The organism is Cobetia sp. SIMBA_158, assembly GCF_046566945.1.
Classification (GTDB): domain Bacteria; phylum Pseudomonadota; class Gammaproteobacteria; order Pseudomonadales; family Halomonadaceae; genus Cobetia; species Cobetia amphilecti.
Genome location: NZ_JAWJYL010000025.1, coordinates 1 through 1,987, shown reverse-complemented (window position 1 = coordinate 1,987; position 1,987 = coordinate 1). Strand labels below are relative to the sequence as shown.

The following is a 1,987-nucleotide window of genomic DNA, read 5'->3' as shown; positions in this document are numbered from 1 at the left end:
TACGCCGAGGTGCTCAAGAAATCCGTCGGCGGTCCGAGCACCCTTCAATAGCGTTGCGCTTGGAACTTGAGACCGCCCTCCCTTTAAACCGCTAGATTAATAAGAATTCTTCCGAGAGTCCGTCGTCAAGAGAGTAATAGCCTTTATAATATTTTCTTCTCTTACTCCACCACCGATCTTACGCTTCATCTCTTGGATCTCACACTGCGTCCTCGTGAACACTTCATCGGTCATCGGTCATCGGTCATCGGTCATCGGTCATCGGAGCTCTGCATGTCTGCTCAACTCGCGGTCTACAATCCTAATATTTCAATATAATTTACCTAGCTAATATTTTTACACGCTGCCTTCAGCGAGTAAATCTGGTAGACTGCGCGCTGAGTGCCTCCTAGCTAAGTCTTGGGCTAAACGTTATTTCTTCGTCATCATCCGAGTCTGAGGGTCTCCATTAGTGACCATGCTCTTAGTGTCAAAGAAAAAGATTTACTATGCTGCTATAATAAGGCTTGCTGAAAAACTACATTAGATTATGATGAGTTCTCAGTAAATACTAACTCGAGCTTGTGACCCAGTATCCCTTTCAAGTCATTATGATGCTGGCACGTTGCGAGTATAGATTTTTCGCACTGCAATGGGTTCCCGTGATAATGGAAAAGCTGTCATCTTCTAGCCTTCGTGGTTGGCTACGTTTTAAGCATCTGACATTAATCACAACGCTGGCGCAGAGTCAGAATATGCATTCAGCGGCTCGTATGATGCATTTGAGCCAGCCTGCAGCGAGCAAGATGTTGCGTGATCTCGAGGAATATTTTGGTTTCGCTATCTTCGAACGACTGCCGCGTGCCATGCAGCCTACCGAGCTTGGAGAACAGGTAATTCGCCATGCATGGCGACTGATAAATGATGCAGATCGCCTTGTCAGTGATATTAATGATCTACGTGAAGGAGGCTATGGCCAGCTGTTGATTGGCACGATTCCTGCGGCGGCGCCTGAGATTCTACCAGCGGCGATTGCGCGACTTAAGCGTCAACGGCCGCGATTATCAATAGACTTACAAGAACAGACAAGTGATCGGCTATTAGCTGAACTCGAGTGCAAGCGGCTTGACTTGGTAATTGGTCGACTGACTCATATTAGCCAACACAACCTATTCGATTTCGAACCCTTACTTAATGAACCACTGAGGTTGGTGGCACGACATGATCATCCATTGGTGTTAGATGATAAAGTGCCTGACCTCGAGTTACTTAGTCGCTGGCCTTGGATTCTGCATCCTTTGAGTAGTCCTATGCGAAGCGTATTTGAAGCTGCATTGGCTGAGGAGGGCGTAACTTCGCCAAACGATGTTGTCGAGACCACTTCGATCCAGGCGACATTACAATTGTTACAAGTATCCGACATGCTGGCGGTCTTGCCACGTTCGGTATTACGACGGCCGCTTGAAAGTGGTCAGTACGCGATACTCAAGCGTGTGATTGGTAAACCTCTTGATTACTACGGCATCATAACTCGTCGCAATGACCCACTGTCGCCTGTCGCACAGGAGATAATCAACCATTTGCGCGATCTAGTCGTTGATCTGACAGATAACTCGGTGCTATCTGACGATTCGGATATTTCTCAATGAAAACGATACGGCAAATGCCGTCCCGTACTGTTTCATCTGTTCATTCTGATGACAACTTTCTAAATCTTTAGAAACTTAGGTCTCGCGATGGGCGCCGACCAAGCGTTTGACGCTGGGGGAATTGCCGTCGGACAGTGCTCCAAGTAGCAGGCCCTGCGGCAGGTCTTGGTAATACGCTGGGGCCAGGAAGCGATGGATCGCCACGCTACCTACCGAGGTAATGGGCGAGTCTAAGAGGGCTGGGTAGAGCTGCCATGGACCATGGCTTGACACACTTCGACGTCGGCGGTCTCAATGACCAAGTGCAACACGTGACCCATCAGGTACGGTGTTGCCATGAACCACTGCTATCGCCATCT

1 protein-coding gene is annotated in these 1,987 nt (G+C 48.6%); it reads left to right on the top strand.

Annotated elements, in window-relative coordinates:
* The first annotated feature begins 563 nt into the window (after positions 1-563).
* Positions 564-1,628 carry a LysR family transcriptional regulator gene (locus R2R70_RS18770; RefSeq protein WP_410978721.1) on the top strand — a complete coding sequence of 355 codons (1,065 nt, stop codon included), beginning with the start codon at positions 564-566 and terminating at the stop codon, positions 1,626-1,628.
* Positions 1,629-1,987: the final 359 nt, after the last annotated feature.